Origin of the sequence: Rhodococcus sp. 14-2496-1d (assembly GCF_002259365.1) — a bacterium.
In the GTDB taxonomy this organism is placed as follows: domain Bacteria; phylum Actinomycetota; class Actinomycetes; order Mycobacteriales; family Mycobacteriaceae; genus Rhodococcoides.
Genome location: NZ_NPFV01000027.1, coordinates 43,536 through 69,241, shown reverse-complemented (window position 1 = coordinate 69,241; position 25,706 = coordinate 43,536). Strand labels below are relative to the sequence as shown.

The window sequence follows — 25,706 nt, the reverse complement described above, 5'->3', positions numbered from 1 at the left end:
TGATATGCAGAGGCTACCTCACTATGAGGTAACCGGCAACCGTCGCTATGATCCGTTGCATGGAAACCGGACACTCGCCCAACCTGAGCGATTCGTTCATGGCCGTTGCGCGGCGCATCCGACGCAGCCACATGGCTGCGTTGGAACCGTTCGGCCTCAATCCTTCGCAGAGCCGAGCCCTGCACGTGTTGGCGCGCGAGCCCGAGTCCGTGCGACTACGCGATTTGGCCGAACACCTGCGGATCGTGGCGCGGTCGGCCACCGACATCGTCGACTCCCTCGAGGCGGCGCATCTGGTGACGCGGCAACAGGACCCGAGCGATCGGCGAGCCGTCCTGGTCGAGCTGACCGACACCGGCCGTGCGCTGCTGGACCGGATCGACGACGCACGCCGTCAGGTGTCCTCGGACATGTTCGACGGCCTGGAGCCCGCGGAACGCGTCGAGCTGAACCGACTGTTGAGCAAGATCGCCGAGACGGACTGACCCGAAGGCCGATCAGTGCTCGCCGGTTCGATCGCGTCGAGCGAGCTCGGCGAACATCGCATTGTGCGCGGCCAGATCTGCATCGTGATCGCGCTCGGCGGCGCGGTCACCACGCCTGGCATCCCGATCGTCGCTGCGGGACCACTGGATCAGCAGCGCCAGCATGACGAGCACCAGCGGAACCTCGCCGGTGGCCCAGGCGATACCGCCGCCGAGCTTCTGATCCCCGAGCAGATCGGAGTTCCAATCCAGCCCGAGCGTCCGGTAGAACCAGGCACCCATCACGGTGTTCATACTCATCAGTGCCACTCCGAAGAAGGCATGGAACGGCAGCGAACCGAACACGACTGCGAGTTTGGTGACCGGAGCGATCTTGCGCGGAGACGGATCGACACCGATGACGGTCCAGTAGAACAGGTAACCGCTGAGCACGAAGTGCAGGTTCATCAGCAGGTGCGCGCCGTGACTGTCCAGTACCGCTCCGAAGATGCCACCGAGATAGAGGACGTAGAAGCCGCCGACGAAGATCAACGAGGCGACGAGCGGATGGGTCAGGAACTGCGAGATTCGACTGTGCAGTCCGAGCAACAGCCATTCACGAATCCCGGGAACGCCGTCCTTGCCCGCCGCGGGCAGCACCCGCAATGCCAGCGTCAACGCACCACCGAGCGCGAGCAGGACCGGTGCCAGCATCGAGAGCATCATGTGACCGGTCATGTGCACGCTGAACACGGCCGTGGAGTAGCGACCGATTCCCGAGGACGTGCTGATCAGAAGCGTCAGGCAGCCCAGGACCCACGCCACGGTACGGCCGACGGGCCACGCGTCGCCGCGCAGCCGCAGTCGACGAACGCCGATCAGGTACACCACGGCCATGACGATGGCAGCGGTACCGAAGATCAGATCGAAGCGCCAGTCCAGCGCCATCCGCGCGAACGTCGGCGGGCCGCTGAGGTCGTATCCGAGTGCAGCCTCTGTCGGCGTGAGATCGGGGTCGATCTCGGCGGGAGGCGGTGTGCGGCCGAGCCCGACGGCCAGTCCGATGGTCGCCGCGAGGACCAGTATCTCGGCTCCGGCGAAGCGGAGCAGCGGCCCACGGGCCGAGGGATCGGCGACCAGGGCCGGTAGTGCGCGTCGACGCTGCATCCAGCCGAAACCGCCCAGCACGATCAGGGCCACGATCTTGCCCACGATCAGCAGGCCGTAGGTGGTGGTGAACAGGTCGGAGATCGATACGCGAACCAACGCGTTGATGACGCCACTGATGCCCATCACCACGAAACAGACTCCGGCGATCGTGGAGAATCGGCGAGCCGCGACATCGGCATGCGCACCGCGCCTGCGAACGTGTGCCAGCAGCGCGAACAGTCCGCCCGCCCACAGCGACGCGGCTCCGAGGTGCAGGATCAAGCTGTTGGTGGCAATGTCGTGCGATCCGCCTGCCGAGGAGTGGCCGCTCAGCGCGATCGGCAGCAGCGTCGCCAGGGAGAACCCGAGCAGTGCGGGAGTCCAGGCCCACCGCAACACCGTGCGCGACGCGATGGCGAGCACAACGGCCATGATGGCGGTCCAACGCCAGGCGCTGGCGATCTCCACCTGGTCGAGTGCGACCCACAGGTTCGCCGGCTTGATGGCTTCGGTGAAGGGCTGCCCCGAGGTGTCGGAGAGTGTCAGCGGCACGAGGAGCAACGCGCAGACGGCCCAGACGATCGAGGCGACCGAACCGGTCCGCACGGCGCGGTACCCGTCGACGTCGAGCACGCCGTTCTTCTGCGGCGGTACGAGGAACGCGGCCAGCAGGAACGATCCGATGGCGATGACGGCGGCGATCTCGCCTATCGCCCGTAGGGCAGGTAGACCGTAGGTCGTGGCCGGGCCCGGGTCCGGTATTCCGAGCAACACCAGGGCGTCGGACGCGGAGAGCATCACGATGAGTGCGGCAACCACACCCGCGATGACGCCCGCGGTGACGAACACCGTGGTCGTGGCCGAACGCGGATCCACATCCGCCCGGACATCGTCCGCCTGCAATTCGGCGGTCGAGGGTTCGGTCTTCTCGAGATCCGGTGTTGCCATACCACCAGAGTAAGAGGTGATCGGCGGTAGTCGAAACGCGAGTCCTACACAGCGTCGTACTTGCCCGTGCTCACGGCCTCGGTCGCGTCGTGGTGGATGCGTCCGCGTCGGGCGCGCAGCGGTTCACCGGTACCGCCCCAACGGTGGGCGATGATCTCCGCGGCGATCGATACCGCTGTCTCCTGCGGCGTCCGCGCCCCGAGGTCGAGCCCGATCGGACTGGCCAGACGAGTGAGTTCGGTCTCTGTCAGACCCGCCGCACGCAACCGAGCCGTGCGGTCGTCGTGGGTACGGCGTGATCCCATCGCGCCGACGAACGCCAGAGAGGGGATGCGCAACGCCACTTCGAGCAGCGGCACGTCGAACTTGGGGTCGTGCGTCAACACACAGACGACAGTGCGTTCGTCCACCTCTCCCGCCGCGAACTGCTCGGACAGATAGTCGTGCGGCCACGCGACCACGACCTGCTCGGCGGCGGGGAACCGCTGCGGGGTCGCGAAGACTGCCCGTGCGTCGCAGACGGTGACGCGGTAGCCGAGAAATGCGCCCTGCTGCGCCACCGCGGCGGCGAAGTCGATGGCTCCGAACACCAGCATCCGCGGCGGCGGAGCGTGGCTCGAGACGAACACCTCCATCCCCTCCCCTCGTCGCTGACCGTCGGGGCCGTAGGTCAGAACAGCCGAACGACCCGCGGCGAGAAGCCCTTTCGCATCGTCGGCCACGGCGGCGTCGGCCCGCGCGCTGCCGAGCGAGCCACGGGTGCCCGATTCTCCGACGACGATCCTTCGGCCGAGCCGTTCCGGATCGGAGTGTGCGACGACGGTGGCCACCGCCACGGGCACGTTGCCGCGAACGTCCGCAACGAGAGCCTCGAATTCGGGAAACGTGTGCCGTGAGATCCGCTGCACGAACACGTCGAGAGTTCCGCCGCAGGTGAGTCCGACGGCAAAAGCGTCGTCGTCGGATATCCCGTATCGCGTGAGGACGGGCGCGCCGGAATCCATCACGTCCTGTGCGAGGTCGTACACCGCACCCTCGACACAACCGCCCGAGACCGATCCGGCAACGGCACCGTCCGAACCGACGACCATCGACGCACCGACCGGACGCGGAGCCGAATCGAAGGTGCGAACCACCGTCGCGACCGCGGCCACGTCGCCGAACTGCCAGCTGTGCAGTACGTCGTCCAAGATGTCGTGCATCGAACCTCCTTCGGCACAGGTCGGAAGGATTCCGAGAACACCGGCTTCCCTCAGGATGCCAGCTCGCCCCGTGCCTGCTTCGACGGCACGGGCGGAAAGGTACACTCGTCAACCGTGCTCGAGCGGGTCCACCCCGCACGAGCCAGCCTCCGTAGCTCAGGGGATAGAGCAAGGGCCTTCTAATCCCTTGGTCGCAGGTTCGAATCCTGCCGGGGGCACACTCTGACCAGCACGAACACGTGACGCCTCGGCCCACTGTGGTTGACTCGACGGTAACGAAGGGTCACACGTGCATCAGCTCACTCTCGGAGTCCTCTCACGTTCACGCAAGCCGAATGAGCGGCGACTGCCGATTCATCCACTACATCTCGATCGCATCGATGCCGACATCCGAGCCCGCATGTTTCTCGAATCCGGCTACGGCGAACCGTTCGGAATGTCCGACGAGCACTTGGCCGCGCAGGTTGCGGGCATCGGCACCCGTGCCGAACTCATCGCTCGCTGCGATGTGATCCTGCTGCCGAAGCCGCAGGCCGAGGATCTCGCCGCGCTTCGCCCCGGGCAGACCCTGTGGGGTTGGCCGCACTGCGTCCAGGATCGAGCCCTCACCCAGATCGCCGTCGAACGCAAACTGACGCTGATCGCATTCGAGGCCATGAACCACTGGACGCAGGACGGCTGGTTCAATCTCCATGTGTTCCACAAGAACAACGAATTGGCCGGCTACTGCTCGGTGCTGCACGCACTGCAGCTGATCGGTTCCACGGGCGACTACGGCCGACGGTTGCGTGCCGCGGTCATCGGTTTCGGGGCCACGGCCCGCGGTGCCGTCACCGCTCTGAACGCGCACGGCATCCACGACGTCGACGTCCTGACACAACGCGGTGTCACGGCCGTCGGTTCGCCCATTCATTCGGCCAACATCGTGAACTTCGATCTCGACGACGCCGATCCCCGACGAAGCCGAGCTCTCACGCCCGAGGGACGGGTGCCGCTGTCCCGGTTCCTCGCCGACCACGACGTGATCGTCAATTGTGTTCTGCAGGACACCAATGCACCGTTGACGTTCCTGACGAACGACGATCTACCCACTCTCGCACCGGGAACTCTCGTGGTCGACGTCTCCTGCGACGAGGGAATGGGCTTCGAATGGGCCAGACCCACCTCGTTCACCGATCCCATGTTCACCGTCGGCGACAACGTCAAGTACTACGCCGTCGACCACAGCCCGTCCTATCTGTGGAACTCGGCCACCTGGGAGATCAGCGAATCGTTGCTGCCGTATCTGCGAACCGTCCTCGACGGCCCCTCGGCGTGGAGCCGTGATGCCACCATCGAGCGATCGATCGAGATCAGGAGCGGCGTCATCATCAACCCCAATATCCTTGCGTTCCAACACCGCAGTGCGGAGTACCCGCACACCGCCGCATGAACGAGGACGCAGCGTCGATCATCGGCTGGACCGAGGACGGTAGCGAGCGGACGTCTCGCTGGCAGTCCGAGAACGGCGCTCCCCCACCGCGCGTGGTGCGGATCGTGAACGATTCGACCACCGCCGACGTGGCGTACAAGATGGCCACGATCGGTGAGGCGTTGTTGTGGCGCGGCGATTACAACAACGCACGACAGCTGTTGACGGCGATGACCCGGCGGGTACCGGCAGCGAAACACCTGCCGGACGCGTCGGGTGCGGAGCGGTTCCATCTGCACCGCCAGTATCAAGCGCGACGTGCGCGAGTGCTGGGAATGCTTCTGGTGGAACTCGATTCGGATGTCCGTCTCGATCTCGGCCGGGCACCGGACGTGCGGGCGGCCGTGACGGACGCTCTCGGCCCGGACGCCGCGCCGTGCGTGCTGTCGTTGCGCGAACTGCTCGGCATGGTCGGCGCACACGAGTGGCGACGCAAGGGCGTCTTCGTTCCGGCGCTCGACGCCTCGATCCATCCCCACTACGGAGTCTTCTCCCCTGTCCGCGGCGAGTACGTTCGGCTCGTCGCCGACGCCCCGCTGCCGGACACGGACCGAGCGTTCGACATCGGCACCGGCTCGGGCGTGCTGGCTGCGGTACTCGCCAGGCGCGGGGTGACCTCGGTGGTCGCGACCGACAAGGATCCGCGGTCGGTCGCGTGCGCACGAGCCAACATCGATGCTCTCGGGTACGCCGATCGAGTCGAGGTGGTGCAGGCCGACATCTTCCCGTCCGGCCGCGCGGGACTGATCGTGTGCAATCCGCCCTGGATCCCCACGAAACCGACATCGGGCATCGAACATGCGGTGTACGACCCCGGGTCTCGAATGCTCAAATCCTTCCTGAGCCGGCTCCGCGGGCACCTGACGCCTGACGGTGAAGCATGGCTGGTGGTTTCCGACCTCGCCGAACTGCTCGAATTGGTCACTCGCGCAGACCTTCTCACCGCCATCGACGCTGCGGGTCTGGCCGTCGTCGGCCGCACCGACACCACCCCGACGCACTCACGCGTCACCGACAGCTCCGATGTGCTGCACGAGGCGCGCTCGCGCGAGACCACGTCGTTGTGGCGGCTGCGCGCACGCTGAGCGTGGACACACGACAGCGCCGCCCGAGTGATGCTCGGGCGGCGCTGTGTGATCTTGTACCGCTCTACCGTTCGCGGGTCTCGAACTCACCGTTGATCACGGTGCCCAGCGGGGCGTCACGCTCCGCCTTCTTCGCGGCCTCGCGCATCTCGATGCCATCGGTGATCAGGTCACCGATTTCACGAGTGACGTCGCGGACGGCTCCGGCGATGATCACCACGATCCGGCCGACGTGAGTCGCGGCAGATTCGGTGAATTCCTGCACGGTGTCCTTGTTGCGCTCGAACTTTCCTACCAACAGGACCGCCCCCTTCGAAGTCGTCACGCTGCGCTGGTCTTCTTACGCTCGACGATAACACCGGCCGGAGCCGCCGATCCCGTGAGCGAATTGGGCAGCGCGAGCTTGAAGATCTTGCCCCACACGGTGCCGATCTGGTGGAAGAAGCCGCCGGTGTTGTACGGCAGATCGTACTTCTCGCACAGGGCCTTGACCTCGGGCGCGATCTGCGGGTACCGATGCGCAGGCAGGTCGGGGAACAGATGGTGCTCGATCTGGTGCGAGAGGTTGCCCGACATGATGTGGAACAGCGGGGTGCCCTCGATGTTGGCCGAACCCAGCATCTGGCGCACGTACCACTCGCCGCGGGTCTCCTCTGCGGTCTCTTCCTGGCTGAACGTCTGAACTCCGGTCGGGAAGTGTCCACAGAAGATGATCGAGTAGGTCCACACGTTGCGGATGAGGTTCGCGGCCACGTTACCGACCACGGTCGAGACGAAGAACGGCCCGGTCAGCGCCGGGAAGATCACGTAGTCCTTGAGCGCCTGCTTGCCCGCCTTGCGCCACATGCCCTGCAGCAGCGGCTTCACGTCGTGCCACTTGCGCTTGCCCGCCACGATGTTCTCGGTTTCGAGGTCGTGGAGCATCACGCCCCACTCGAAGAACGTCATCAGCAGGAACGCGTAGACCGGGTTACCGAGGTAGTACGGGTTCCACTTCTGCTCCTGGTCCATCCGCAGCACGCCGTAACCGATGTCGCGGTCCATGCCGACGATGTTGGTGAAGGTGTGGTGCATGTAGTTGTGCGAATGCTTCCACTGATCCGCCGGGCAGACGGTGTCCCACTCGAACACCTCGGAGTTCAGGCCGGGCTCACGCATCCAGTCGTACTGGCCGTGCATGACGTTGTGGCCGATCTCCATGTTGTCCAGGATCTTCGCAACACCGAGGGCACCGACTCCGGCCAGCCACGCAGGCGGCAGGAAGGGCAGGTACATCAGTGCGCGTCCGGTGATCTCGAGGCCGCGCTGGGCCTTGATGATCTTGTAGATGTATTCGCGGTCCTCGTCGCCGAGCTTGGCGACGGTGCGGGCGCGCAGATCGTCGAGCTCGCGGCCGAGTTCCTGGACCTGTTCGTAGGTCAGCACGGTCGGCTCGTCCGGCAACGTCTCGTTGCGGCGGAAGGGAAGGACTGTGGTGGGCAGGATCGAGAGAATCGTTCCGAGCATCTGCTGGTCTCCAATTCGATCGGGTCGAGATGGGTCTGGACTGTCGGTGTCAGGGGTGGATCTAGATGTCGATGTCGACGTCGCCCACGGCAACGGACACGCACAGCTGGATCTTCTTGTCGGATTCGGTGTCGGTCTCACCGGTCTTGATGTTCTTGGTGCAGCCGGACTTCTTCACCGAGGTGCAGGTGAAGCAAATTCCCATCCGGCATCCGTTCGCCGGTGAGAGGCCCGCCGCCTCGGCCTGTTCGAGCAGCGTCTCGCCGTCGTTCTCCGAGGTCACATCGCTGCCGGAGAACGTCGTGGTTCCGGTGACGTCGTCACTGACGGTGGCGAACGAGGGCGTGAATTCCTCGAGGTGCAGCCGCTCGCTCAATCCTGCGTCGTCGAAGAACGACGTCACGCCCTTCATGAGCCCAGGAGGTCCACACAGGAACGTGTCGGCCTCGGCGAACCACGGGGCCACTGCGTCGAGATGTTCCTGGCCGAAGAACCCGTACAGGTCGCCGCCCGTCTTCTGCTCGGTGTACGCGAAGACGATGTTCACGTTCTCGTGCTCTGCAGCGATCTTCTCCAGGTCCTTCTTGTACGCCACGTCGTTCTCGGTGAACGCGTAGTGCAGGAAGGTCAGGTCGCTGCTGTACCCCTCGTCCAGCAGCGACCTGAGCATCGACAGCACCGGCGTGATGCCGCTGCCACCGCTGATCAGCAACGTCTTCGCCGGGCGTGGTTCGGGAAGCTCGAACGTGCCGTCCGCCTGAGACAGGCTGACCACCAGACCGACGTGCGCGTTCTTGTGCAGGTACTGCGAGACCAGCCCCTCGGGATGCGCCTTGATCGTCAGTTCGATCCGGCCGTCCGCGCGGTACTGCGAGCAGGCAGGCGAGTAGCAGCGGGTGTGACGAACACCGTCGATCACGACGCCGACCTGAACGAACTGGCCGGCCTTGAATCCCTTCCACTGACGCGTGGGGCGGATGGTGAGAGTCAACGATTCTTCGGTGGACCGGTGTATCGCAGTAACTTCACCGCGCAGGTCTCGAACGGTCGTCATGGGATCGACCAGTTCGAGGTACCGGTCGAGCGCGTGGGGTGTGGCCATGGCCTCGAACAGGGAAAGAAGCGAGAACTTGCGCAAACCCGAGGTCCGCGGCGGACGTTCTTGAAGCGTCATTCCATCCTCCCTAACCGGATCGAAACCTACGACCCATTCAGTGAACGATTGTGCACTAACATGAGTGTGGCAGAGCGACACCGGTACCTGTCAACGTTTATGTGACAGCCGTTACAGAGCGAATCGACCGTTCCGTGAGTGTCGGGGAGGAACCGGAAGGGAGATCACAGAATGCGCGCCCATAAACTGGACGTTGTGACAGAACCGGGGACCCGTGCCGAGCGCAAGGAACGCACGCGTCAGGCATTGATCGAGGGCACCCTCGACCTGCTACGCGAGCGCTCTTTCGCCAGCGTCAGCCTGCGTGAGGTCGCCCGATCCGCCGGCATCGTCCCCACCGCGTTCTACCGACACTTCGCGTCCATGGAGGACCTCGGCGTCGCGCTCGTCGAGGACAGCATGCGCATGCTGCGGCAGATGCTGCGCGACGCTCGACGCAACCCGAGCGCCACGACCGCCACCGAATCCTTCGGCATCCTGGTCCGCCAGGTTCGTACCCACGAGGATCAGTTCCGATTTCTCAGTCGTGAACGGTACGGCGGCGTCACCGAGGTGCGGCGCGCCTTCGCCACCGAGCTACGCCTGTTCGTCAGCGAGCTGACCATCGACCTCTCCCGCATGCCCGGCCTCGAGCAGTGGGACGTCGCCGACCTCGAGATGACGGCCGACCTACTCGTCTCGACGATGCTCACCGCGGTGGTCGGACTGTTGGAAATCGACAGGCCGGGTAGTCAGAACGAGAAGGAACTGATTCAGCGGACCGAGAAGCAGATCCGCATGATCATGCTCGGAATGAGCCGATGGGAACCACGACGGGCTTGACCGTTCGAGAACGAGACGGCCGCGAAGGGATGTTCATGACCGAGGTACGAGTCGGCGAGTACGTGTTCGACGTTGCGATATCGGGACCGTCGGACGGTGTTCCGGTGGTTGCACTGCACGGGTTTCCGCAGACCAACGCGTCGTGGACCGCGGTGACGCCCGGCGTGGTGGACGCAGGCTGTCGTGTGATCGCCCCGAACCAGCGGGGCTACTCCCCCGGTGCCCGCCCGATCGGTGTCGAGCACTATCGCATCGAACGTCTCACCGGCGACGTTCTCGGCCTGCTCGACGCACTCGAGGTGCCCTCGGCGCATCTGGTCGGACACGACTGGGGTGCGGTGGTCGCCTGGCACGTGGCGGCCGAGCATCCGGACCGCGTGCGCACGCTCACCGCGGCGTCGGTCCCGCACTCGGCTGCATTCAACTGGGCCATCCGTCAGGATCCGGATCAGCAGGAGCGGTCGAAGTACTTCGGCCTGCTTCGGGAGCCGGAGAAGGCCGAGCGAGTTCTGGTGGAGAACGACGCGCAGCGTCTGCGCGCGATGTTCGGTGCCGAGAGCCTCGACGACGAGTACGTTCGTCATCTCACCGTCCCCGGGGCGCTGACGGCCGCATCGAGTTGGTATGCCGCGATGACCAGAGAGTTCGCGAACCTGCCGCCGGTGACCGTGCCCACCACATACGTCTGGAGCAACGGCGACACCGCCATCGGTCGAGCGGGAGCGGAGCGCTGCGGCGAATTCGTCGATGCACCATACCGATTCGTCGAACTGGACGGCATCTCGCACTGGATCCCGGAGGAAGCCCCAGGGGAACTCACGGCCGAGATCCTGGCCCGTATCGACTCCGTTCAGACCTGATCCGGAGCCCGCACCTTCAGCAACGCCAGCAGACCGGCAGCGAGAACGATGATCAACCCGGCGATACCCGCGCGGTCGGCGTCGAACATCCACACGAACAGGCCGAACAGAGACGGTGCGAGGAACGACGCGGCACGACCCGTCGTCGCGAACAGTCCGAAGAACTGACCTTCTCGTCCCGGCGGAGCCAACCGGGCCAGGAAGGTGCGAGCGGACGACTGCGCTGGTCCGACGAACAGGCACAGGATCAGCCCGAAGATCCAGAACATCGTCGGTCCCGAGACGAACAGCAGAACGGTTCCGGCCGCGATCATGGACGTGAGCGAGAAGACGATGACCTTCTTGGGTCCGATTCTGTCGTCGAACCGCCCGGCGACGATGGCACCGAGGCCTGCGATGACGTTGGCGGCGACGCCGAACAGCAGAACGTCACCCGCACCGATGCCGTAGACACTGACGGCGAGAACGGCCCCGAAGGTGAAGACACCTGCAAGTCCGTCTCGGAACAGTGCACTGGCGATCAGGTAGTACACGGCGCGCCGGTCTGCGCTCCACAGCTCACGGACATCGCGAAACAGAACACGGTACGAGGCCGCGAACCCGGCTTCGGCGGCCTTCGGATCGGCGACGGCTCGCGGCACTTCGGGAACGGAGAACATCACCGGGACGGCCGAGACGGCGAACCACACGGCAGCGAGCAGCGCGACGAGTCGGATGTTGAGTCCACCGTCGGTACTCAGACCCAGAACCCCGCGGGTGTCGCCGTCGCCGGCGATGAAGCCGACGTAGCACAGAAGCAGCAGTACGATTCCGCCGAAATAGCCCATGGACCAACCGAACCCGGATACTCGGCCGATGTTCTCCGGCGTGGAAACCTGCCGCAGCATCGAGTTGTAGGGGATGCTGGCCAGCTCGAACATGATGGACCCGAGACCGAGCAGCAGCAGGCCCAGCCAGAGATAGTGGTAGTCGTCTCGGACGAAGAACAGGCCTGCCATGGCGACGACCGTCAGCGTGGTCAACACTCCGAGCAGCCACTTGCGTTTGCCACGCGCGTCGAAGTATTGCCCGCAGACCGGTGCGAGGAGCGCGATCACGACGCTGGACACGGCAATTGTCCAACTGAACCAGGTGGTGGCCGAGATCGAACCGGGTAGGTCGTCGCCGACTGCATCGGTGAGATACACCGAGAACACGAACGTGAGAACAACGGCGTTGAACGCCGCCGAGCCCCAGTCCCAGAACCCCCAGGCGGTGACCTGCTTGCGCGTTGTAGCGACTCCGACGACAGCGGCCTCCGGCTGGGTTCCCATGTTTGCCAACACTAGTCCGCGTCGGACTCGCGCCCAGGTGCACCTAGTTGCATAAGCACCGCGTTGCATACATACTCTCGGGTGTGGCTTTGGAACACGCGATCCTGGTTTCCCTGACCGAGCTCAGCGGCTCGGGATACGAGCTCGCCCGTCGCTTCGACAAGTCCATCGGGTTCTTCTGGAGCGCAACGCATCAGCAGATCTATCGGACTCTGACGAGAATGGACGGGGCCGGGTGGATCACCGGCGAGGCGGTCGCGCAGGACGGCAGGCCGGACAAGAAGGTGTACTCCGTCAGCACTGCGGGCCGGGCCGAACTCGACCGCTGGATCGCCGCGCCGACCGACCCCTCGCAATTACGCGAGGAGCTGGCCGTCAAGATCCGCGGTGCGGCCAACGGCGACATCGAGGCTCTCAAGGTCGAGGTCGCCCGCCATCGCGATGTACATGCCACCCGCCTCGACGTCTATCGACTGATCGAGAAACAGGATTTTCCGGCTCCCGCTGCCCTCACCGGCACCGCGCTGCATCAATATCTGGTGCTGCGCGGCGGAATTCGCGTCGAAGAAGGATTCACCGAGTGGTGCACCGAGGTATTGGAGAAGCTGTGACGATCGAGCAGACCGCTGGCCCGTATCCGATTCTGTTGTCGCCGTTGGATGTCGGCGCAACCACGCTGAAGAACCGCGTGATCATGGGATCGATTCACACCGGCCTCGAAGATCGCGCCCGCGACACCGGCCGATTGGCGGCCTACTTCGCCGAGCGTGCCCGCGGCGGAGTCGCACTCATCATCACCGGGGGTTATGCCCCCAATCGCACCGGCTGGCTGTTGCCGTTCGGGGCCAAGCTGACCAATCGCATCGAAGCCCGCCGACATCGACGGATCACCGCTGCCGTGCACCGCGAGGGCGGCAAGATCGCACTGCAGATCCTCCATGCCGGGCGCTATTCCTATCAGCCGCTGAGCGTCTCGGCGTCGTCGATCAAGGCCCCCATCAACCCTTTTCGGCCCAGGCGACTGACCTCGCGGGGCGTCCGCTGGCAGATCCGCAACTTCGTGCGCTGCGCTCGGCTCGCCCAGAGCGCCGGATACGACGGCGTCGAGATCATGGGCGGTGAAGGCTACTTCATCAACCAGTTCCTCTCCGAGCGCACCAACAAGCGACGAGACGAGTGGGGCGGTTCGGCGGAGAACCGCCGGCGAATGGCCGTGGAGATCGTGCGGCAGACGAGGGCAGCCGTGGGCCCGGACTTCCTCATCGTGTTCCGGCTGTCGATGGCCGATCTGGTGGAGCAGGGCCAGAGTTGGAACGACATCGTCGCACTGGCGCAGGACGTCGAAGCCGCGGGTGCGAACATCATCAACACCGACATCGGCTGGCACGAGTCGCGAGTGCCGACCATCGTCACCTCGGTACCACGGGCTGCATTCGCGGACATCACCGGCAAGCTCGAGAAGCACGTGGCCATCCCCGTCGCCGCGTCCAATCGCATCAACATGCCCGAGATCGCCGAGAACATCCTCGCCCGCGGCGACGCACAGTTGATCGCAATGGCCAGGCCGATGCTCGCAGATCCGTTCTGGGTCGAGAAGGCCGCGACCGACTCGGCGGACCGGATCAACACCTGCATTGCCTGCAATCAGGCCTGCCTCGACCACGCGTTCGTCCACAAGAAGGTCTCCTGCCTGGTCAATCCTCGTGCCGGACGTGAGATCGACCTGCAGCTGCTGCCGACGAAGAAGACCAAGAAGGTCGCGGTCGTCGGAGCCGGACCCGCAGGCCTGGCTGCCGCACTCAATCTCGCGCAACGCGGACATGCCGTCAGCTTGTTCGAGGCCAGAAGCGAGATCGGTGGACAGTTCGGTATCGCGCGGCTCATTCCCGGCAAGGAGGAATTCGCCGAGACCATCCGGTATTTCTCGAGCGCACTGCGCTCCGCCGACGTCGCAGTGCACCTCGACACCAGGGTCACCGCCGCAGAACTGATCGCGGGCGAGTTCGACGAGGTGGTACTCGCCACCGGCGTCACTCCCCGGATTCCGAACATCCCCGGCATCGAGCATCCGTCGGTGCTGTCGTACGCAGAACTGGTGCGCGACGGCAGGCCCATCGGCGATCGGGTCGCGGTCATCGGTGCCGGCGGTATCGGTATCGACATCTCCGAGTTCCTCACCACCGACGCCTCCCCCACGTTGGATCTGAAGGAATGGAAGCAGGAATGGGGCGTCACCGAGCCCGAGGCCGCGCCGGGGGCGTTGACGACTCCGGTGCCCGCACCGTCTCCGCGTGAGGTGTACCTACTGCAACGCAAGCCGGGACGCATCGGGGCCGGGCTGGCGAAGACGACCGGTTGGGTCCATCGCGCTGCGCTGAAAGCCAAAGGTGTGCATCAGCTCTCGGGCGTCAACTACGAGAAGATCGACGACGCGGGGCTGCACATCTCCTTCGGTGACAAGCACGAACGGTCGCGCGTTCTCGAGGTCGACACCATCGTGATCTGCGCGGGCCAGGAGTCGGTACGCGACCTGGTCGACGAACTGAAGGCCGCGGGGACCACCACACACGTCATCGGCGGTGCGGACGTCGCAGCGGAGCTCGACGCCAAGAGGGCCATCGAGCAAGGCACCCGGCTCGCGGCCACGATCTGATCTTTTCCGCTAGCCTGTCTCACCGTGAGCCTGCCCAAGCCCAGTCCAGATGCCCGCGCCGTCGTCACCGGAGCCTCCTCCGGAATCGGTGAAGCCCTGGCCACCGAACTCGCCGCCCGTGGACATTCCCTGATCGTGGTGGCCCGACGCGGCGAGCTGCTCGAGGCATTGGCTGCCAAGCTCACAGCCGAGCACGGCGTGACCGTCGAGGTGCGTCAGTCGGATCTGTCGAATCGTCAGCAGCGACAGGAACTGGTCACCGAGCTGGCCGAGCGCGAGATCTCGATCCTGTGCAACAACGCGGGTATCGCGACGTTCGGACCGGTGGCCGGTCTCGATCCAGCGCACGAGCGTGATCAGGTCGAGCTCAATGCCGTTGCGGTACACGACCTCACGTTGGCCGTCATGCCCGGCATGATCGGCCGCGGAGCAGGTGGAATCCTCATCACCGGTTCGGCGGCAGGCAACATGGCCATCCCCAACAATGCGACGTACGCCGCGACCAAGGCCTTCGTCAACACGTTCTCCGAATCGCTCCGCGGTGAGCTCGCGGGCACCGGCGTCAACGTCACCCTGCTGGCTCCGGGACCGGTCCGCACCGAGACACCCGATCCGGCCGAGGCCTCGATCGTGGACAAGATGGTTCCCGACTTTCTGTGGATCGACAGCGCCTACACCGCGAAGCTGTCCCTCGACGGCCTGGCGAAGAACAAGATGCGCGTCGTACCGGGCCTGCTCAGCAAGGGCATGTCGGCGGCCGGGCAGTACAGCCCGCGTAGCATCTCCGCTCCGATCATCGGCAGCTTCTACAAGAAGCTGGGCAACTGATCTCAGCGCCTGCGGCGACGTCCGGTCCCGAAGATGCTGCGCGAAATTTCCCGCCCGGCAGCCGAGGCGGCCGAGCGGAGAAAGCTCTTGACGGCAGGGTTGCCCATGATGCGCTCGGCAGCCGACGGGCCGTCCGGCTCGCTCGGCGGTAGATCCGGCAGATCGGCCGGCAGCGGCGGGATGTCGAACTTCTCGGCCGGAGCGGGCGCGTTGGCCACGCGAGCGTTCATCCGCTCGTAGGCCGACTCACGTTCGACCGTTTCCCGGTACTTCGCGGACAGTGTGCTCGACGACGCGGCCGCCGCGATGGCGTCGTTGCCGATGGTGTCCATCAACGAGCGCGGCGGGCGAATCTTGGTCCAGGCCACGGGCGTCGGGGCACCTTTCTCCGAAAGCACCGTCACGATGGCCTCGCCGGTACCCAAGGACGTCAGTGCCTTCTCGAGGTCGTAGGCGTCGGTCTTGGGGTACGTGCGCACCGTCTTGTTCAACGCCTTCTGATCATCGGGTGTGAAGGCGCGCAGTGCGTGCTGAATTCGCGCTCCCAACTGGGAGAGAACGTCGTTGGGGACGTCGGTGGGTAGCTGCGTGCAGAAGAAGACGCCGACCCCCTTCGAGCGGATGAGCTTGACGGTCTGCTCCACCTGCTGCAGAAATGCTTTCGACGCGTCGGCGAACAGCAGGTGCGCCTCGTCGAAGATGAAGACCAGCTTGGGTTTGTCGACATCGCCCACCTCGGGCAGAGTCTGGAACAGGTCGGCCAGCACCCACATCAGGAAGGTGGAGAACATCACCGGCCGTGCTGCCTGCGCTCCGAGCTCGAACAGCGTGATGACGCCCCGTCCGTCCGGCCCGACTCGCAGCAGGTCCTCGGTCTCGAGCTCGGGCTCGCCGAAGAAGGTGTCGCCGCCGTCTGCTTCGAGGTTGACCAGCGCGCGCAGAATGACGCCTGCGGTTGCCGAGGAGACGCCGCCGATGCCTTTCAGGTCGGCCTTGCCCTCGTCGCTGGTCAGGTGCATGATCACCGATCGCAGGTCCTTGAGATCGAGCAGGGCGAGCCCCTGAGAATCGGCCCAGTGGAAGATCAAGCCCAGGGTGGATTCCTGAGTGGTGTTCAGCCCCAACACTTTACTGAGCAGAATCGGCCCGAAGGCGGTGATGGTGGCGCGGACCGGTACCCCGATTCCCTCGGTGCCGAGCGAGAGAAACTCCACCGGATGGCCGGTGGGAGCCCAGTCCGCAATACCGGTGTCCGCTGCTCGGCTGCGAATCTTCTCGTTGTCCGCTCCTGGCTTCGACAGGCCCGACAGGTCACCTTTGACGTCGGCCATGACCACGGGGACGCCTGCGGCGCACAGCTGTTCGGCAATACCCTGCAACGTCTTGGTCTTTCCGGTTCCGGTGGCTCCTGCCACGAGGCCGTGTCTGTTCAACGTGGCCAACGGGATTCGGATGCGGGCAGACGGATCGGTGACGCCGTCCAGCACCACGGTTCCCAATTCCAACGCGGCACCCTCCGAGGCGTATCCGGCGGCGATCTCGGCGGCTCTGCCGGTCGATGCCTGCGGCTGCCCCTTTTCCGCAGCCAGCGCTTCGGCTTCGGCGGCGTCGGCGGCGGCCAGCGCTTCGGCTGCGACCCGTGCTGCTTCGACGGCAGCGGCTTTGGCTGCCTTCGCCTTCTCTGCCGGGCTGAGCGTAGGTTCCGGCTGCGTCGGGTCGACTGTCATGTCCGCGTCCTCCATGAACGTGTGCTGATGCTGATCTGGCTCGATCGCCACCGCAAACCCTAGTGGCATCGCAGCTCGCACTAGTGTGGTGCGAGTGCAGGACAAACTCGTGTGGATCGATTGTGAAATGACCGGCTTGGACCTGAGCAAGGACAAGCTGATCGAAATTGCGGCGCTGGTGACCGACAGTGAGCTCAACATCCTCGGGGAGGGTGTCGACATCGTCATCCACGCCGACGACGACGCGTTGGCGAACATGCCTGCCGTCGTCACCGATATGCACGCCAAGTCGGGCTTGACCGACGAGGTGCGGGCGTCGACGGTGACGCTGGAGGAAGCCGAGCAGCGCGTTCTGGCGTACATCAAGGAGCATGTCCCGGTGGCCGGGACCGTTCCACTCGCAGGAAACTCGATCGCGACCGATCGCGGATTCATCTCCCGCGACATGACCGCGCTCGACACCTACCTCCACTACCGCATGATCGACGTGAGCTCCATCAAGGAACTCTCCCGCCGGTGGTACCCGCGGATCTACTACGGACAGCCTCCCAAGGGCCTTGCCCACCGGGCTCTGGCAGACATCAAGGAGTCGATCAAAGAGCTGAAGTACTACCGCCGCACGGCATTCGTGGCGCAGCCAGGGCCCTCTACCAGCGATATCGCCGCAGTCGTTCACGATCTCGACACGCAAGCAGGGGCGGATTAGCAACCCGGGATTCAACCCGCTAGTATTGTCGACGCTGCTGATGGAGAGCCCGAAACGGTTCTGCTGATGCGCATATGGTGGGTGTAGTTCAGCTGGTAGAGCACCAGGTTGTGATCCTGGGTGTCGCGGGTTCGAGTCCCGTCACTCACCCCATACGAACAAGGCCGGTCTCCTCGCGAGACCGGCCTTTTTCGTGCGTCCATCACCCAGCCCAGAGGGCCGCCCCGTCACCCCCACATCCACCCTGACCTCGAATTACGTTGTTGTAATTCAACTTTCAGGTTTCCTGTGGGGTTAATGTGACGTACGGTTACCAATGGCACTTTTGGGGAAGAAAAGTACCAATGTGATTCATGTGTTTTTTGCTACGTGAGTTCAGCGTGCCCCGAAGCGTCACCGAACATGTTCTTACGTCCTGCGCGCACCCATCCGACGGTGCGCGGAGGACGCAGACGAGGAGGCTTTTCGTGGGTCGCAGAATGCACAGAGTCATAGCGGGTTCGATCTTGTCGGCAGCACTGTGCATCGGCACAACCGGCGTGCTCAGCCCGGCGGTGGCCACCGCTCAACCCACGATCGAACTACCTCAGATCCCCATACCGCAGCCCGATGCGCAGCAACGGGCCGCCATTCTCGCTGCCGTTCTCGACGCCACCGGCGTGCTCATCAATCAGGTCGCAGCCATCGTTCTGGACAGCGACGTTCTCTCTGCACCCGACGTCGCCGACGCACCGTCCACGGCAGACCTGCCCGAGATCGAACTCCCGACCGCGCCCCCGACCGTAGGGCTCGGCGGGGCGGTGCTCCCCATCGACGCGGGCAAGTACCGCATCAGTTCGGGCTACGGCGGACGCAACAACCCGACCGGTAACGGAGCGCAGTACCACCAGGGCGTGGACTTCGCCGCAGACAGCGGAACGCCCATCCACGCGGTGACCGGCGGAACCGTCGTTCAGGCCGGAGACGCAGGCGACGGCTACGGCAAGCTCGTCCGAGTCAAGAGCGGCAACACCGAGACCTACTACGGCCACCAGTCCAGCATCGCCGTCGCCGTCGGAGACGAAGTGGCACCGGGCGACGTACTCGGCGCAGTCGGCAGTACCGGAAATTCGACCGGACCGCATCTGCACTTCGAGGTACGCAACAACGGTTCGAGCATCGAACCGGTGGCGTACCTGAAGACCCTGGGTATCGACCCGTCGTTGTACCAGACTCGCGACCGTAGCTGATCCGGCCGGGCCGGGTTCGAGATCAGACGGTGGTGGCGTTCCCGGCTTTCCACTCGTCCCACGGGATATTCCAGTCACCGAGGCCGTCGGTACCCGACAACGTTCCGCCGACGGTGTTCTTGACGACGACGATGTCCCCGCGCTTGGTGTTGTCGTAGACCCACTTCGCGTTGGTGGGACTCAGGTTCAGGCACCCGTGCGACGCGTTGGAATAACCCTGCTGTCCCACCGACCACGGTGCGGAGTGGAAGAAGATGCCGCTGTAGGACATTCGCGTCGCCCAGTCGACCGGAGTGCGGTATCCGCTGGACGAATTCACCGGCACGCCGTAGGTCGACGAATCCATCACGAGATGCTCGAAGCGGTCGCCGATGATGTAGACCCCGTTGTCGGTGGGGGTGCTGTCCTTGCCCATCGACGTCGGCATGGTGATGACGTCCTGGCCGTTGACGTTGAACGTCACCTGCTTGGTGTTGTCGTCGGCGGTGGCGATGACGGCGTCACCGATCGTGAACGACGTCGTGGCGTTCTCCTGGCCGAAGATGTCGTCACCGAGATCGCGCCCGTACACGTTCACCGCCACGTCGACCTTGGTGCCCGGTGCCCAGTAGTTCTGCGGACGCCAGCGAACTTCTTTGTTGTTGACCCAGTAGAACGCGCCCTCGACGGCGGGCGTGGTGGTGACGGTGATCGCGTTCTGCGCAGCGATCTTGTCGGTGATCGGTTCGTCGAACTGAACCGCGACGGGCTGCCCGATACCCACGACGTCGCCGGGGTTCGGCAATACGTAGGGCTTGGTGAAGTTACCGGGTTGGCTGGTGGTGAAGCTCGATACGGTGCTCGACGCTCCCCCGAGTCCGTATGCGTCGGCCTGAACGCGGTATTCGCGGTCGTAGCCGAGCGGTTCGGTGTTGGTCCACGACAATCCGTCGGGCGAGATCGCACCCGAGACCGGCTCGCCCTCCGGGTTGAGCATGGTCACCGAGGACAATTTGCCGTCGGCGACCGAAACGGTCACCGGGTCCGCCGGCGAGAATCCGACGGCACCGTCGAGAACGCTGGAGGTCAGCTTCGGCTTCATCAGCTCGGTCATCGGGTTGGAATCGATCGGCACCGACGGTTCGGAGATGTCCGAAGAGGAACTACATCCCGACAGGACTGCCACCGAAGCAACCACTCCCACCGCGGCGATGACGAATCCGCGATACACCCTCATGAACCACACCACTTCCCACTTCGTGCCCGACCGGGACGATTGTGCCAGCGAAGAATCGGACACTCCACTCGACAGCCCGTTCGATGAGTAACGTTCGAGTACCAATCGCAGACCGGGAAGTTCGTGTTACCTCACGTCCGCTTCCTGCGTTCCTCGGGCGCGCATCACCGCCTTCGGCGGAGCATGGTGAGGACAACGTCATATCCGGCTAACTGAGGTGTAATGACGGCGCACCCTGGGCCGGGCACTGTGGAATGCATGGTCACCACGGTGAAGACACTCTGCGCGTACTGCGGCGTGGGATGCGGCATGGTGCTCGAGGTCGGCGGCCCATCCCTGACCTCCGATACCACCGCGACCAGGCCTGTCGTCACCAAATCCGTCGGCGACAAGTCTCACCCGGCCAACTTCGGCCGGCTGTGCACCAAGGGAACCACCACCGCGGACATGCTCGCCGGACCCGGACGGCTCGAGAAGGCTCGAATTCGGCACCGCCGCGGCGAGCGCCCGGAGAGCACGGACACTTCGGTGGCGATCAACGACACCGCCCGGCGGCTGCGAGCGATCATCGACGAACACGGTCCCGATGCGCTCGCGCTGTACGTCTCGGGGCAGATGTCGATCGAGGCCCAGTACCTGTCGAACAAATTGGCCAAGGGTTTCATCGGCACCAACCAGATCGAGTCCAATTCCCGACTCTGCATGGCGAGCGCGGGAACCGGATACAAACAGTCGCTCGGTGCCGACGGCCCGCCTGGATCCTACGAGGACTTCGACCACGCCGACGTCTTCTTCGTCATCGGCTCCAACATGGCCGACTGTCACCCCATTCTCTTTCTGCGGATGATGGACCGAGTCAAGGCAGGCGCGAAGCTGATCGTCGTCGACCCCCGTCGCACCGCCACCGCGGACAAGGCCCACCTGCACCTGCAACTCGAACCGGGTTCGGACCTCGCGCTGCTCAACGGTCTGCTCGCGCTCATCGTCGAGAACGGCGACATCGACCCCGAGTTCATCGCGGAGTTCACCGACGGGTGGGACGCCATGCCGGAGTTCCTCCGCGACTACACCCCGGAGAAGGTTTGCGCCGCAACCGGTCTCGCTGAGCAAGACCTGCGGGCCGCCGCCGCGATGATCGGCGGCGCAGAGAACTGGATGAGCTGCTGGACTATGGGCCTGAACCAGTCGACGCACGGAACCTGGAACACCAATGCGCTGTGCAACCTCCATCTGGCGACCGGTGCCATCTGCAGGACCGGTAGCGGCCCGTTCTCACTGACCGGTCAACCGAACGCCATGGGCGGACGGGAAATGGGATACATGGGCCCGGGGCTGCCGGGACAGCGAGCGGTGGTCAACGACGCCGACCGCGAATTCGTCGAGGATCGATGGGGCGTTCCGCGTGGAACTCTGCGCACCGACGTCGGCGGCGGAACCATCGAGATGTTCGCCAAGCTCGCTGCCGGTGAGATCAAGGCCTGCTGGATCATCTGCACCAATCCGGTTGCCTCGGTGGCCAACAGAACGACGGTGATCGACGGTCTCGAGCGCGCCGAGCTGGTCATCACTCAGGATGCCTTCGCCGATACCGAAACCAACGAGTACGCCGATGTGATGCTGCCCGCTGCGTTGTGGACGGAAGCGCACGGAGTGATGGTCAACTCCGAACGCAACCTCACACTGTTCCAACCGGCGCTCGAGGCACCGGGCGGTGCGCTGCCGGACTGGAAGATCATCGCCGACATGGCGTGCGCGCTGGGGTACTCCGATGCCTTCACGTATGCGAGCGCCGAGGAGGTGTTCGAGGAGATCAAGCAGTTCTGGAATCCGAACACCGGCTACGACATTCGCGGAGTCACCTACGATCGCCTGCGCGAAAGTCCCATCCAGTGGCCGTGTCCGCCCGACGCGTCGACCACCCGGCACCCGATCCGTTACCTCAACGACGGGGTCAGCCAACGACGACGGGTGGCCGAGGACGGTTCGATCCCCGCGTTGTCCTTCCCCACCCCGAGCGGTCGGGCTCAGTTCTTCGCCAGGCCCAGCATGATGCCTGCCGAGATGCCCGACGACGACTACCCGTTTCTGCTCAACACCGGGCGCCTGCCGCACCAGTGGCACACCATGACCAAGACCGGCAAGGTCGCCAAACTGAACAAACTCGATTCCGGGCCCTTCGTCGAGGTGCACCCACACGACGCCGATCGGCTCGGTCTGATCGACGGCGACAGCGTCGAGGTCGCGTCCCGCCGAGGCCGAGCCGTCCTCCCTGCCGTCGTCACCGATCGAGTGCTCCCGGGCAGCTGCTTCGCACCCTTCCACTGGAACGACGAATTCGGTGAGTATCTCGCCATCAATGCCGTCACCAACGACGCCATCGATCCGTATTCTCAACAACCCGAGTTCAAGGCGTGCGCTGTCACGCTCACGAGAGTTGTTGCAGCCCGATCACCCTCACCCGCGGACGACGAGCATTCCCACGATCCGGTCGATGCACTCGCCACGATCGTCGGCCGCCCTGCGCGCCCTTCGGAACCCCTGACCACAATCGAGCAGCGTTACATCGCAGGACTTCTCGACGGTCTGGGCAGTGAGGCGGGCCGCAGCGCCGCCGGAACGCCCACCCTGCCGTCGCAGACTCCCCTGTCCCCCGAGACCCACGCATGGCTCGACGGCGTTCTCGCAGGACTGTTCTCGCGTAGGCCCGACACCGACGGTGCTGTCTCCGGCGTATCGGCCGATACTGCTGATCCAGGCGGTCGCCCGGTGCTGCTGCTCTGGGCCTCGCAGACCGGCACCGCCGAGGAGTACGCCCAGTCCTGCCTGGCCCACCTGCGGGGAGCCGGTCTGACGATAGCCGAACACTCGATGGATACGTTCACCGTCGATCGTGTGCCCGCCGAGGCCGATGTGCTGATCGTCAGCAGTACCACCGGTGACGGCGAAGCGCCCGACAACGGTGCGACGTTCTGGGACAGCCTCGCCGCCGAGTCCGCGGCGACGCTTCCGGGAATCCGTTATGCCGTACTCGCTTTCGGGGACTCGAGCTATGCGGACTTCTGCGGCCACGGACGCAGGATCGACGAGCGTCTCGCCGAGCTGGGTGGCCGGCGACTGCTCGAGCGCGTCGACTGCGAGCCCGACTACGAGAGCGAGGCGGCGGCGTGGCTCGATGCGGTGGTCGATCTGCTTCGGCGCGATGACGACACCACCATCGAGGAAGCACGGGTGGAGTCTGCCCGCACCGTTCCGCAGACCCGCGCGGAGCCGGAGCGGTACAGCAAGAAGTCACCGCTGGTGACGACTCTCGTACGAAATCGGGTACTGACCGCACGCGGATCGGTCAAGGATGTCCGTCAGTTCGGATTCCATCTGCCCGACGGCACGCTCGAGTACGAGGTAGGCGACGCGCTCGGAGTGTGGCCGCGAAACAGCGATGCCTATGTCGACGAGTGGCTCGACGCCACCGGCCTGGACAGCGATGCAGCCGTCGACCTCGCCGGACACGGCTCGATGTCGCTGCGCACGGCGCTGAGCCGCCACCTCGAGATCGCCCGTGCAACACCGGATCTGCTGAAGTTCGTCCATCGACGGACTGCGGACGACGATCTCGAGGCGATGCTGCATCCCGACAACAAGCATGCACTGTCCGACTGGATGTGGGGTCGTCAATCGATCGACGTGCTTGCTGCACACCCGGTTCGAGCCTCGGTGGACGACTGGCTGGGAGTTCTGAAACCGTTGCAGCCACGGCTGTACTCGATCTCGTCGAGTCCGAAGGAGAACCCCAACGAGGTACAGGTGACGGTCTCGGCGGTGCGGTACAACGTGCACGGAGTTCCGCGACGTGGCGTGTGCTCGACCTACCTCGCTGACCATGCGTCGAATCACGATGTGGGAATCTTCGTGCAGAAGACCTCGCACTTCAAGCCGCCGGACGACCCCACCACCCCGATGATCATGGTGGGCCCGGGTACCGGCGTCGCCCCGTTCCGCGCCTTCCTGCACGAGCGTCGCGCACTCGGGCACACCGGCCACAACTGGCTGTTCTTCGGTGAACAGCACGCCGACACGGACTTCTACTATCGCGACGAACTGACTGCGATGCTGAGCGACGGGTCGCTGAACCGCCTGGACGTCGCCTTCTCGCGTGATCAGAAGGACAAGGTCTACGTCCAGGATCGGATGCGCGAGCACGGGGCCGAGCTGTGGAACTGGATTCACCGCGGTGCCCACTTCTACGTGTGCGGCGATGCGTCCAGAATGGCGAAAGACGTGGACGCCGCGCTGAAGGGCGTGGTGGCACAACACGGCAAACTCGCTCCCAGCAGTGCCGAGGCCTACGTCAAAGCCCTTGCCGCAGAGAAGCGATACGTACGCGACGTCTACTGAGTCGGTGGAACCGTGCGGGTGAGGAACTCGATCTGATCAGCCACCACTCGCTCGAACGCCTCACCCAGGTAGATCTCGAAGTGACCGGCGTCGTAGGTCTTGATCTCGCCCTGCGGTGCCGTACGCGCGTAACGCAGAGTGGCCTTCGCCGGCGCAACCGAGTCCGTTTCGCAGACGACGAACAGGATGGGGCACCGAACGTCCTTGGCCCGACGCCCGGGCCGGTGCCGCACGATATGCAGCGCAACTCTGGCTGCGACTCGGTTGTGAAAGGTCTCGTCGGCGTCCGGCGCGAGTGCCAGGTAACCGTCGTAGCTGTCGGGTGAGGTCATCAGCGCGGTCGTCCCGGGTCGTCCGGCCGTGTTCACCATCAGCGGCGGTCGACCGATCACCGAACCTGCCAGGTCACCCAGTGCCCGGCCGGACAGCTTCATCGATGTCCAGGTGTTCGACGCGAGTCCCGAGGCAATTCCGTCGGTGAACGGACACTGCGAGATCACTGCCGCGACCTGCTGGTCTCGGGCGGCGGCGACGATGACGTGACCACCGCCGAACGACGAGCCCCACAACACGATTCGGGAGTTGTCCACATCTGCACGTGAGCGGGCATGAGCGATCGCCGAGGCCCAGTCCTGCAATTGCGCGTCGATGTCGAGCAGCTGTCGTGGCTCGCCGCCGCTGGCCCCGAAGTAGCGATAGTCGAACACCAGGCAGGCGTATCCCGCGGCGCGAAAGCGCTCGGCATAGGCGTCGAGCCGCATCTCCCGAGTTCCGCCGAGGCCGTGCCCCATCACGATCACCGGAGCCGGGCCGGTGTCCCTCGGAAGATAGAGCCACGCCGCGCAGGCGTCACCGTGAGAATCGAACGTGACATCGATGCGATCTGGGATCGAGCCCCCCGGCTGCGAATTCATGCGCAGACAATAGCTCACCAGGTCGAAGCAATGGCCGAGAGTCGGTC

Annotated in this window: 20 protein-coding genes and 2 tRNA genes; 13 read left to right on the top strand and 9 right to left on the bottom strand. The window is 64.8% G+C overall.

Annotated features, from left to right (window positions below):
- Nucleotides 1–59 precede the first annotated feature (59 nt).
- Nucleotides 60–485: a MarR family winged helix-turn-helix transcriptional regulator gene (locus CH296_RS19295; RefSeq protein ID WP_254924271.1), complete on the top strand. Its 426-nt coding sequence runs from the start codon at nt 60–62 to the stop codon at nt 483–485.
- Nucleotides 486–497: 12 nt separating this feature from the next.
- Here CH296_RS19295 and CH296_RS19290 read toward each other — a convergent pair whose 3' ends face one another.
- Together CH296_RS19290 and CH296_RS19285 are read right to left on the bottom strand one after the other, a co-directional pair.
- Entirely contained in the window at nt 498–2,561 is a 2,064-nt protein-coding gene (locus CH296_RS19290) for a cytochrome c oxidase assembly protein (protein ID WP_179277778.1), read from the bottom strand.
- A gap of 44 nt (nt 2,562–2,605) precedes the next feature.
- Nucleotides 2,606–3,763 carry an XdhC family protein gene (locus CH296_RS19285; protein ID WP_094685606.1) on the bottom strand — a complete coding sequence of 386 codons (1,158 nt, stop codon included), beginning with the start codon at nt 3,761–3,763 and terminating at the stop codon, nt 2,606–2,608.
- Nucleotides 3,764–3,908: 145 nt separating this feature from the next.
- Between CH296_RS19285 and CH296_RS19280 the strand changes: the two genes are divergently transcribed.
- The 3 genes from CH296_RS19280 (at nt 3,909) to CH296_RS19270 (ending at nt 6,319) form a co-directional block, all read left to right on the top strand.
- Nucleotides 3,909–3,981: transfer RNA gene (locus tag CH296_RS19280), tRNA-Arg, on the top strand.
- A gap of 71 nt (nt 3,982–4,052) precedes the next feature.
- A complete protein-coding gene (locus tag CH296_RS19275; RefSeq protein WP_094685542.1) occupies nt 4,053–5,195 on the top strand; it encodes a N(5)-(carboxyethyl)ornithine synthase in 1,143 nt (380 codons plus the stop codon).
- Nucleotides 5,192–6,319 (top strand): class I SAM-dependent methyltransferase, encoded by a 1,128-nt coding sequence (locus tag CH296_RS19270; RefSeq protein ID WP_094685541.1) that lies wholly within the window; start codon nt 5,192–5,194, stop codon nt 6,317–6,319. The genes CH296_RS19275 and CH296_RS19270 overlap by 4 nt, the downstream gene beginning before the upstream one ends.
- 64 nt (nt 6,320–6,383) lie before the next feature.
- On the opposite strand, the gene CH296_RS19265 is transcribed toward CH296_RS19270, so the two are convergent.
- The 3 genes from CH296_RS19265 to CH296_RS19255 all read right to left on the bottom strand — a co-directional run bounded on the left by CH296_RS19265 (nt 6,384) and on the right by CH296_RS19255 (nt 8,999).
- A complete protein-coding gene (locus CH296_RS19265) occupies nt 6,384–6,617 on the bottom strand; it encodes a hypothetical protein (protein WP_032394788.1) in 234 nt (77 codons plus the stop codon).
- Between the two features lie 23 nt (nt 6,618–6,640).
- Entirely contained in the window at nt 6,641–7,825 is a 1,185-nt protein-coding gene (locus CH296_RS19260; RefSeq protein WP_032394619.1) for an acyl-CoA desaturase, read from the bottom strand.
- A gap of 61 nt (nt 7,826–7,886) precedes the next feature.
- Nucleotides 7,887–8,999, bottom strand: a complete 1,113-nt coding sequence (locus CH296_RS19255; protein WP_094685540.1) for a ferredoxin reductase — start codon at nt 8,997–8,999, stop codon at nt 7,887–7,889.
- A gap of 171 nt (nt 9,000–9,170) precedes the next feature.
- On the opposite strand from CH296_RS19255, the gene CH296_RS19250 reads away from it, so the two are divergent.
- Complete coding sequence (locus CH296_RS19250) at nt 9,171–9,821, top strand: TetR family transcriptional regulator (protein ID WP_179277777.1); 651 nt, start codon at nt 9,171–9,173, stop codon at nt 9,819–9,821.
- A 29-nt stretch (nt 9,822–9,850) separates the two neighbouring features.
- Entirely contained in the window at nt 9,851–10,681 is an 831-nt protein-coding gene (locus CH296_RS19245) for an alpha/beta fold hydrolase (RefSeq protein ID WP_094685539.1), read from the top strand.
- Here the strand turns inward: CH296_RS19245 and CH296_RS19240 are convergent.
- Nucleotides 10,672–11,994 carry an MFS transporter gene (locus tag CH296_RS19240; protein WP_094631044.1) on the bottom strand — a complete coding sequence of 441 codons (1,323 nt, stop codon included), beginning with the start codon at nt 11,992–11,994 and terminating at the stop codon, nt 10,672–10,674. The genes CH296_RS19245 and CH296_RS19240 overlap by 10 nt on opposite strands.
- A gap of 83 nt (nt 11,995–12,077) precedes the next feature.
- On the opposite strand from CH296_RS19240, the gene CH296_RS19235 reads away from it, so the two are divergent.
- From CH296_RS19235 to cmrA, 3 genes are read left to right on the top strand one after another with little or no spacing between them, the layout of a single operon-like run.
- Nucleotides 12,078–12,605, top strand: a complete 528-nt coding sequence (locus CH296_RS19235; protein ID WP_045194555.1) for a PadR family transcriptional regulator — start codon at nt 12,078–12,080, stop codon at nt 12,603–12,605.
- Nucleotides 12,602–14,647, top strand: a complete 2,046-nt coding sequence (locus CH296_RS19230; protein ID WP_179272910.1) for an NADPH-dependent 2,4-dienoyl-CoA reductase — start codon at nt 12,602–12,604, stop codon at nt 14,645–14,647. Before CH296_RS19235 ends, CH296_RS19230 begins: the two co-directional genes overlap by 4 nt.
- A 24-nt stretch (nt 14,648–14,671) precedes the next feature.
- Nucleotides 14,672–15,475, top strand: coding sequence for a mycolate reductase (cmrA, locus tag CH296_RS19225; protein WP_094631042.1), 804 nt, complete (start codon nt 14,672–14,674; stop codon nt 15,473–15,475).
- 2 nt (nt 15,476–15,477) lie between these two features.
- Here the strand turns inward: cmrA and CH296_RS19220 are convergent, their stop codons facing one another.
- On the bottom strand, nt 15,478–17,202 hold the full coding sequence (locus tag CH296_RS19220; RefSeq protein WP_094685604.1) for a helicase HerA-like domain-containing protein: 1,725 nt from the start codon (nt 17,200–17,202) through the stop codon (nt 15,478–15,480).
- Nucleotides 17,203–17,296: 94 nt separating this feature from the next.
- Between CH296_RS19220 and orn the strand changes: the two genes are divergently transcribed.
- The 3 genes from orn (at nt 17,297) to CH296_RS19205 (ending at nt 19,137) form a co-directional block, all read left to right on the top strand.
- Entirely contained in the window at nt 17,297–17,908 is a 612-nt protein-coding gene (gene orn, locus CH296_RS19215; RefSeq protein ID WP_094658041.1) for an oligoribonuclease, read from the top strand.
- A gap of 77 nt (nt 17,909–17,985) precedes the next feature.
- Nucleotides 17,986–18,061: transfer RNA gene (locus CH296_RS19210), tRNA-His, on the top strand.
- A gap of 314 nt (nt 18,062–18,375) precedes the next feature.
- Nucleotides 18,376–19,137 (top strand): M23 family metallopeptidase, encoded by a 762-nt coding sequence (locus CH296_RS19205; RefSeq protein WP_032394623.1) that lies wholly within the window; start codon nt 18,376–18,378, stop codon nt 19,135–19,137.
- A gap of 22 nt (nt 19,138–19,159) precedes the next feature.
- Here CH296_RS19205 and CH296_RS19200 read toward each other — a convergent pair whose 3' ends face one another.
- Entirely contained in the window at nt 19,160–20,353 is a 1,194-nt protein-coding gene (locus CH296_RS19200; RefSeq protein ID WP_032394794.1) for an Ig-like domain-containing protein, read from the bottom strand.
- A gap of 258 nt (nt 20,354–20,611) precedes the next feature.
- Between CH296_RS19200 and CH296_RS19195 the strand changes: the two genes are divergently transcribed.
- Nucleotides 20,612–24,745 (top strand): bifunctional nitrate reductase/sulfite reductase flavoprotein subunit alpha, encoded by a 4,134-nt coding sequence (locus tag CH296_RS19195; RefSeq protein ID WP_094685538.1) that lies wholly within the window; start codon nt 20,612–20,614, stop codon nt 24,743–24,745.
- Here the strand turns inward: CH296_RS19195 and CH296_RS19190 are convergent.
- Nucleotides 24,739–25,659: an alpha/beta hydrolase gene (locus CH296_RS19190; protein ID WP_032394625.1), complete on the bottom strand. Its 921-nt coding sequence runs from the start codon at nt 25,657–25,659 to the stop codon at nt 24,739–24,741. The two genes, CH296_RS19195 and CH296_RS19190, sit on opposite strands and share 7 nt — an antisense overlap.
- Between the last annotated feature and the right edge of the window lie 47 nt (nt 25,660–25,706).

What these genes read in the sequence shown, in the direction of transcription:
- CH296_RS19295 (WP_254924271.1), top strand. Translation starts at nt 60, where the DNA reads ATGGAAACCGGACACTCGCCCAACCTGAGCGATTCGTTCATGGCCGTT.
- CH296_RS19290 (WP_179277778.1), bottom strand. Translation starts at nt 2,561, where the DNA reads ATGGCAACACCGGATCTCGAGAAGACCGAACCCTCGACCGCCGAATTG.
- CH296_RS19285 (WP_094685606.1), bottom strand. Translation starts at nt 3,763, where the DNA reads ATGCACGACATCTTGGACGACGTACTGCACAGCTGGCAGTTCGGCGAC.
- CH296_RS19270 (WP_094685541.1), top strand. Translation starts at nt 5,192, where the DNA reads ATGAACGAGGACGCAGCGTCGATCATCGGCTGGACCGAGGACGGTAGC.
- CH296_RS19260 (WP_032394619.1), bottom strand. Translation starts at nt 7,825, where the DNA reads ATGCTCGGAACGATTCTCTCGATCCTGCCCACCACAGTCCTTCCCTTC.
- CH296_RS19255 (WP_094685540.1), bottom strand. Translation starts at nt 8,999, where the DNA reads ATGACGCTTCAAGAACGTCCGCCGCGGACCTCGGGTTTGCGCAAGTTC.
- CH296_RS19250 (WP_179277777.1), top strand. Translation starts at nt 9,171, where the DNA reads ATGCGCGCCCATAAACTGGACGTTGTGACAGAACCGGGGACCCGTGCC.
- CH296_RS19245 (WP_094685539.1), top strand. Translation starts at nt 9,851, where the DNA reads ATGTTCATGACCGAGGTACGAGTCGGCGAGTACGTGTTCGACGTTGCG.
- CH296_RS19240 (WP_094631044.1), bottom strand. Translation starts at nt 11,994, where the DNA reads ATGGGAACCCAGCCGGAGGCCGCTGTCGTCGGAGTCGCTACAACGCGC.
- CH296_RS19220 (WP_094685604.1), bottom strand. Translation starts at nt 17,202, where the DNA reads ATGACAGTCGACCCGACGCAGCCGGAACCTACGCTCAGCCCGGCAGAG.
- CH296_RS19200 (WP_032394794.1), bottom strand. Translation starts at nt 20,353, where the DNA reads ATGAGGGTGTATCGCGGATTCGTCATCGCCGCGGTGGGAGTGGTTGCT.
- CH296_RS19195 (WP_094685538.1), top strand. Translation starts at nt 20,612, where the DNA reads ATGGTCACCACGGTGAAGACACTCTGCGCGTACTGCGGCGTGGGATGC.
- CH296_RS19190 (WP_032394625.1), bottom strand. Translation starts at nt 25,659, where the DNA reads ATGAATTCGCAGCCGGGGGGCTCGATCCCAGATCGCATCGATGTCACG.